Source organism: Streptomyces sp. NPDC052701, from assembly GCF_040678355.1.
GTDB lineage: Bacteria > Actinomycetota > Actinomycetes > Streptomycetales > Streptomycetaceae > Streptomyces.
In genome coordinates this window covers 81,556-88,594 of the sequence record NZ_JBFATO010000022.1, presented here as the reverse complement: position 1 = coordinate 88,594, position 7,039 = coordinate 81,556, and the positions used below count along the sequence as shown (strand labels likewise).

Annotated in this window: 5 protein-coding genes; all 5 read right to left on the bottom strand. The window is 74.9% G+C overall.

Annotation, left to right across the window (positions count from 1 at the left end; all coding sequences use genetic code 11):
- Positions 1–132: 132 nt before the first annotated feature.
- Positions 133–1,218 (bottom strand): Zn-dependent alcohol dehydrogenase, encoded by a 1,086-nt coding sequence (locus AB0L29_RS23685; protein ID WP_365829731.1) that lies wholly within the window; start codon positions 1,216–1,218, stop codon positions 133–135.
- Positions 1,219–1,234: 16 nt separating this feature from the next.
- Entirely contained in the window at positions 1,235–2,623 is a 1,389-nt protein-coding gene (locus AB0L29_RS23680; protein ID WP_365829730.1) for an aldehyde dehydrogenase family protein, read from the bottom strand.
- 108 nt (positions 2,624–2,731) lie between these two features.
- Positions 2,732–4,072, bottom strand: a complete 1,341-nt coding sequence (locus AB0L29_RS23675; RefSeq protein ID WP_365829729.1) for an ABC transporter ATP-binding protein — start codon at positions 4,070–4,072, stop codon at positions 2,732–2,734.
- Between the two features lie 169 nt (positions 4,073–4,241).
- Entirely contained in the window at positions 4,242–5,474 is a 1,233-nt protein-coding gene (locus AB0L29_RS23670) for an MFS transporter (RefSeq protein ID WP_365829728.1), read from the bottom strand.
- 34 nt (positions 5,475–5,508) lie between these two features.
- Positions 5,509–6,975, bottom strand: coding sequence for a citrate:proton symporter (locus AB0L29_RS23665; RefSeq protein WP_365829727.1), 1,467 nt, complete (start codon positions 6,973–6,975; stop codon positions 5,509–5,511).
- Between the last annotated feature and the right edge of the window lie 64 nt (positions 6,976–7,039).

Here is a 7,039-nt window from a genome sequence, read left to right as displayed (position 1 = left end):
GCGCCGCCGCGGCGCGGCGGGGGGGCGGGCCCCGCCCGGCCCGGCGGAACGCGCCCGGCCCTCGCGGGACGCGGGCAGGCCGGCGCCCCGGCCGCCCGCAGGGGGCCGGGCCGGGTGCGCGGTGGGCGGGGGCTAGAAGACGACCAGGGCGCGTCCGCCCCTGCCCGCCAGCATGTTCTCGAAGGCGGCCGGGATGCCGTCCAGGGTGATGCGTTCGGTCACCAGGGCGCCCAGGTCGAGGCGGCCCGCGCGGACGTGCCCGGCCAGGACCGGCAGGTCCCGCGCGGGGTCGGCGTTGCCGTACACGCAGCCGGACAGGGTCCTGCCCCAGTGGAAGATCTCCAGCGCGTTGAAGGTGACCTGCTGGTCCTTGCCGCCGATGCCGACGACCGTCGTCCGGCCGCCGCGGCGGGTGGATTCCCAGGCGGCGCGGATGGTGGCCGCGCGGCCGACGCACTCGACGGCGACGTCGGCGCCCTCCTTGCCGGTCAGGGCCCGGATCTCGCGGGGGGTGGTGTCGGAGGCGACGAGGTAGTCGGTGGCTCCGGCGGCCCGGGCGAGTTCCTCCTTGCGGGGGGAGACGTCGACCGCGACGATCGTCGAGGCGCCCGCGATACGGGCCGCCTGGAGGGCGGCCAGGCCCACTCCCCCGACGCCGAACACCGCCACCCGCTCGCCGGGGCGGACCCGCGCGGCGTGGTGGACGGCGCCGTAGCCGGTCAGGACGGCGCAGCCCAGGAGGGCGGCGTCGGTGAGCGGGACGCCGTCGGGCAGGGGCAGGACGCAGGAGGCGGACACCACCGTCTCCTCGGCGAAGGCGGCGACGTTCAGGCCGGGGTGCAGGCCGGTGCCGTCGTCGGCGCGGCGGGCGTGGACGTCGGCGGCGCCGTCGAGGGCGTTGGCGCACAGCCAGACCTCGCCGCGCGCGCAGGCGGGGCAGCCGCCGCAGGACGGGGCCCAGTTGAGGACGACGCCGTCGCCGGGCGCGACGTGGGTGACGCCCTCCCCGACGGCGAGGACCGTCCCGGCGCCCTCGTGGCCGAGGACGGCGGGGACCGGCAGCCGCATGGTGCCGTCGGTCAGGGACAGGTCGGAGTGGCAGACCCCGGCGGCGGCGAGCCGGACGCGGACCCGGCCGGGTCCGGGGTCGGGCAGGTCGATGCCGGTGATCTCCAGCGGGGAGCCGACGGCGGGCAGGACGGCGGCGCGGACAGCCATGGCGGAGGAACTCCCCTTAGAACTGGAGGGACTTGGTCTGGAGGTACTCGGACAGGCCGTGCGCGCCGAGTTCCCGGCCGACGCCCGACTGCTTGTAGCCGCCGAACGGGGCGAGGGGGTTGAAGCGGCCGCCGTTGATGTCGACCTGGCCGGTCTCCATGCGGCGGGCGAAGGCCACCGCCTCGGCCTCGTCGCCGGCCCAGACGGCGCCGGCGAGCCCGTAGACCGTGCCGTTGGCGATGCGCAGGGCGTCCTCCTCGTCCTCGTACCGGATGACCGACAGGACCGGGCCGAAGATCTCCTCCTGGGCGATGGTCATCTCGGGCGTGACGTCGGCGAAGACGGTCGGACGGACGAAGTAGCCCTTCGGGCGCGGGGCCTCGGGGCCGCCGGCGACCAGGCGGGCGCCCTCGGCGACGCCCTGGCCGATGTAGCCCCGGACCCGTTCCCGCTGCCTGGCGCTGACCACCGGGCCGATGCGGTCGCCGTACTTGGCGGCGGCGGCCGCGGCCAGTTCGACGGCCTCGTCGTACTGCTCGCGGTGGACCAGCATGCGCGTCCAGGCGCTGCACGTCTGGCCGGAGTTGGACATCACGTTGGCGACGCCGACGTTGACCGCCCTGGCGAGGTCGGCGCTCGGCAGGATGACGTTGGCGGACTTGCCGCCGAGTTCGAGGGCGACCTTCTTGACGGCGCCCGCGGCGATCGCGCCGATGCGGCGGCCGACGGCGGTGGAGCCGGTGAAGGAGACCAGGTCCACGCCGGGGTGCTCGGCCAGGGCCTGGCCCGCCACCGGGCCGAGGCCGGTGACCAGGTTGAACACGCCGGCCGGGACGCCGGCCTCGTGCACCGCCTGGGCGAAGAGCCGGGCCACCAGCGGGGTGTCCTCGGCGGGCTTGAGGACGACGGTGCAGCCCGCGGCCAGGGCCGGGGCGGCCTTGGCGACGATCTGGTGCAGGGGGTAGTTCCAGGGCGTGATCGCGGCGACCACGCCGATCGGCTCGTGGTAGACGGCCGAATTGCCGACCTTCTCCTCGAAGGCGTACGTCGCGGCCAGCTCGGCGTACGAGCCCGCGACCGCGATCGGCACGCCCGCGTGGACGCTCTGCGAGAACTTCGGGGGCGAGCCCAGCTCGGCGGTCACGGTCCCGGCGATCTCGTCCGCGCGGGCCGCGAGCACGTCCCGCAGCGCGGCCAGCCGCGCGGCCCGCTCGGCGGGCGGGGTCGCGGCCCAGGCGGGCAGCGCGGCCCGGGCGGCCCGTACGGCGGCGTCGACGTCCTCGGCGGTGCCCGCGGGAACGGTGCCGATCACCTGCTCGTCGGCCGGGTTCACGACCTCGATCACGTCCTGGCCGGCGGCCGGGCGCCAGGCGCCGTCGATGTACATGCCGTCGTGTGCCTTCATCGCGTTCCTTCCGGGCGGGCCTCGTCGTCCGCCCCCCAAACTAGCGCTGTTAGTTTTCCGGCACCAGGGGCGGCCGCGCGGCACGCCCCGCCCGGTCCGGCGGGGCGCTCACTCCTCCAGGCCGGGCAGCCGGTCCGGGGCCGGGCAGACGCGGTCGCCGTGCTGGTCGAAGACGAAGAGGTGGGCGAGGTCGACCAGGAGCGGCACCTGCATGCCGTGCCTCAGGCGGATGTCGGGGGTCGTGCGGACGATGAGGTCGCCGGGCAGGCGGGGCTCGGCGGGCGCGGCCTCCCGGTCCGGGCCGGCCGGGTCGTCGAGGACCACGACGGGGCCCGCGCGCAGGGCCCCGGCCCGTTCCCGCAGGCGGCCGAGGGCCGTGCCCTCGCGGCGGCGCCGCCGCCCCGGACGGCCGGGGCGGGGACGCGGCGCCTCCAGCTCGGGCACGAGGGCGGGGCTGGAGCCGGTGTCGAAGTGGACCAGGATCTCGTGGCCCTGGAACTCCACGTGTTCCACCAGGCCCGTGATCGGCACCTCGCCGGGGCGCGCGGCGGCCGGCTTGGCGATCCGCACGGCCTCGGAGCGCAGCCCGACGATGACCTCGCGGCCCTGCTGGACCCGCAGCAACTGGTGGTCCGGGGACAGGGGTTCGGGCAGCCGCAGCTCCTGCTTGCCCAGGCCGACGGTCATCGCCCCGTCGAGCGGCGCGCGGACCACGCCCCGCAGCAGGTTGATGCGCGGGGTGCCGACGAAGGCGGCGACGAACACGTTGCGGGGCAGGGCGTAGACCGAACGCGGGGTGCCGACCTGCTGGAGGACGCCGCCGCGCAGCACGGCGACCCGGTCGCCGAGCGACATGGCCTCGGACTGGTCGTGGGTGACGTAGACGGTGGTGACGCCCAGTTCCCGGGTGAGGTGGGTGATCTCGGCCCGCAGGCGGTTGCGGAGCTTGGCGTCGAGGTTGGACAGCGGCTCGTCCATCAGGAAGGCGGAGGGGTGGCGGGCGATGGCGCGGCCCATGGCGACGCGCTGGCGTTCGCCGCCGGAGAGCTGGGCGGGGTAGCGGTCCAGGAGGTCCTCGATGCCGAGCATGCGGGCGGTGGCGTCCACCCGCGGGCGCGGGTCGGCGCCCGGGGTCTCGATGCGCAGCGGGAAGCCGATGTTGTCGCGGCCGGTCATGCTCGGGTAGAGGGCGAAGTTCTGGAAGACCATCGCCATGTCCCGGCCGGAGGGCGGCAGGTCGTTGGCGTACTCGCCGTCGAGCAGCAGCTCGCCCTCGTCGATCTCCTCCAGTCCGGCGATCATCCTGAGCACGGTGGACTTGCCGCAGCCGGAGGGCCCGAGCAGGACGAGGAACTCACCGGGCGCGATGTCCAGCGACAGCCGGTCCACCACGCGGGCGCCCCGCGTGTAGGCCTTGCTCACGTCGTGCAGGGAGATGGCGCGTGTCATGAGGTGCCCCCGTGGGCTCACTTGGGCGCTGGTGCTCCGCGGTCTGCTGTCCCGGGCGGGTCGTACGAGGCTGTGCGTCACGGAAGTTAACGGATCGTGCGCGGCCGGGGAAGACGTGGGGCCGGATCGGGCGGTCCGGTCCGGCCGGCGGGAGACCGGACCGCCCGGTTCAGTTCGCGGCGCGCCCGCGCGGGCGCGCCGCGTCACCCGGAGCCCGCCGGTCCTGCCCTGCCGGCTTCGCCGGGGACCGCAGGGCGGCCCCCGAGGACAGCAGCAGCAGGACGCCCAGCATCACGAACGGCGCCGCCGCACCCGCGGCTCCGGCGACCAGCCCGGCCGCGGCCGGGGCGGCGACCTGGCCGAGGCGGTTGCCGGTCAGGCGCAGGGCGAGGGCCGTGGAGCGGGCGCCGTCGGGGGCGGCCTGGACGACCGTCGTCATGGACAGCGGCTGGCCGACGCCGAGGCAGAAGCCGAGGGCGGCGAGGAGGAGGGCCAGCGCCCACACCGGCATCGGCAGGGCGACGCCCGCGCAGAGCAGCCCGGCCAGCAGGCAGGTCGCGGTGAGCAGCGGGGTCCGGCCGAGCAGCCGCAGCAGGGGCGTGAGGACCAGGCGGCAGGCGATGGTGGCCGCCGCGCGCAGGCTGAGCAGGACGCCGACGACGGACGGCGCGATGCCCCGCTGCTCGCCGACCACCGGCAGGTAGGCGGTGAGGACGTCCGTCGCGGACAGCACGCAGAGGCTGACGAGGATGCCCGCGGGCACGCCCCGGGCGCGCAGGATGCGGTGCACGGGGACCCGGTCGTCCGGCGCCGTGCGGGCCGCGGGTGCCGTGCGGCGGTGCTCCGTGCGCCACAGCGAGGTGAGCGCCACCGCTGCGCCCGCGCCGGCGGCGAACAGGGCGAGCGCGCTGGTGCCCGCCCGGTCGGGGCCGCCGATCACCGCGCCCGCCGCGACGGGGCCGGCCAGCTGGCCGAGCGAGGCGCCGATGGTGAAGTGGCCGAAGTTGCGGTCCTGCTCGTGCGGCGCGGACTGGCGGGCGACCAGCGTCTGGGCGCCGATGACGAAGCAGAGGTGGCCGAGGCCCATCACGCCGCTCCACAGCGCCATCGCCGCCAGGGAGTCCGCGACGCCGCTCAGGGCGCAGCCGCCGGATATCAGCACGACGCCGGCGGGCAGCAGGGGGGCGCAGCGGCCGTGGTCGGTGCGGCGGCCGAGCGGTACGGCGGCGAACAGCGGCAGCAGCGCGTAGGCGCCCGCGATGACGCCGACCGCCCGCTCGTCCGCGCCCAGCGCGAGGGCCCGGTAGGAGACGGCGGGCCGGGCCATCGACACCGCCCCCTGTGCGAAGCCGAAGGCGATGACGAGGCGGAGCAGCCAGCCGCGGTTCGCACCGGGCCCCATGACGACGACCTCCGTCGGGTGATCGGGAGAGGGATCAGACGATGCCGAACAGGATGCCCGCGCCGAGTACCACGAGCGAGGTCAGCGCGGCCCACTTCACCACGAACCTGGTGTGGTCGCCGAACTCGACCTTGGCCATGCCGACCAGGACGTACACGGCCGGGACGAGCGGGCTCGACATGTGCAGCGGCTGGCCGACCAGCGAGGCGCGGGCGATCTCCAGGGACGAGACGCCGTGCGCCTGGCCCGCCTCGGCGAGGACCGGCAGGATGCCGAAGTAGAAGCCGTCGTTGGACATGAAGTACGTGAACGGGATGCTCAGCAGGCCGGTCACGAGCGCCATGTGCGGACCCAAGCCGTCGGGGATGCTGCCGACGACCCACTCGGCCATGTGGTCGACCATGCCGGTGCCCTGGAGCACTCCGGTGAAGACGGCGGCGGCGAAGACCATGCCGGAGACGTTGAGGACGTTCTCGGCGTGTGCGCCCAGGCGGGCCCTCTGGTCGGGCATGTGCGGGAAGTTCACGGTGAGCGCGAGCGCGGCGCCGAGCAGGAACAGCACCGGGATCGGCAGCCACTCCATGATCATGGCGGTGAGCAGGGCCACCGTGAGCAGCGCGTTGAACCAGTACAGCCGGGGACGCAGGGTCGGCCGGTCCGGGTCCAGGACCTGCATGCCCTCCTCGGGCCCGTCGTCCGCCTTCTCGGCGTCGGTGCCGGAACCCGCGCCGCCCGTCGCGTCCTTGCGCGGGAGGACGTCGCCGTCGCCGGAGCCGCCGGCGCCCACCAGGACCGTTTCGGTCTCCGTCTCCCGGGCCCGCTCCTCGACCAGCGCCTCGTCCAGCGTCAGCACGCCCAGCCGCCGGCGCTCGCGCAGGCCGAGCACGTAGGCGAGGCCGAGGACGAAGAGCAGGCCGACGCCGAGGGCCGGGATCATCGGGACGAAGATGTCGCCGGCGTCCAGCTTCAGCGCGGTCGCGGCGCGGGCGGTCGGGCCGCCCCAGGGCAGGGTGTTCATCACGCCGTTGGCCATGGCGGCGACGCCGGTCATCACCACCAGGCTCATCTTCAGGCGCTTGTACAGCGGGTACATGGCCGAGACGGTGATCATGAAGGTGGTCGAGCCGTCGCCGTCCAGCGACACGATCGCCGCGAGCACGGCGGTGCCGACGACGATCCGCATCGGGTCGGCCCTGCAGAACTTGAGGATCCCGCGCACGACCGGGTCGAAGAGACCGACGTCGATCATCACGCCGAAGTAGACGATCGCGAACATGAGCATCGCCGCGGTGGGGGCGAGTGCGGTCACGCCGTCGAGGACGTAGTCGCCGAGCCGGGCGCCCTTGCCGACGAACACGCAGAACAGCGCGGGGATCAGCACGAGCGCCGCGATCGGCGACATCTTCTTCGTCATGATCAGGGCCAGGAAGACCGCGATCATGGCGAAGCCGAGGAGGGTCAGCATGAGTGGATACCTAACGTTCGCCCTTGAACATCCCACCAGGGCCGGCGGTGTCCGAGACGTTAGGTCCCGTCGGACGGCGTCAACAAGACGTCGACGTGCG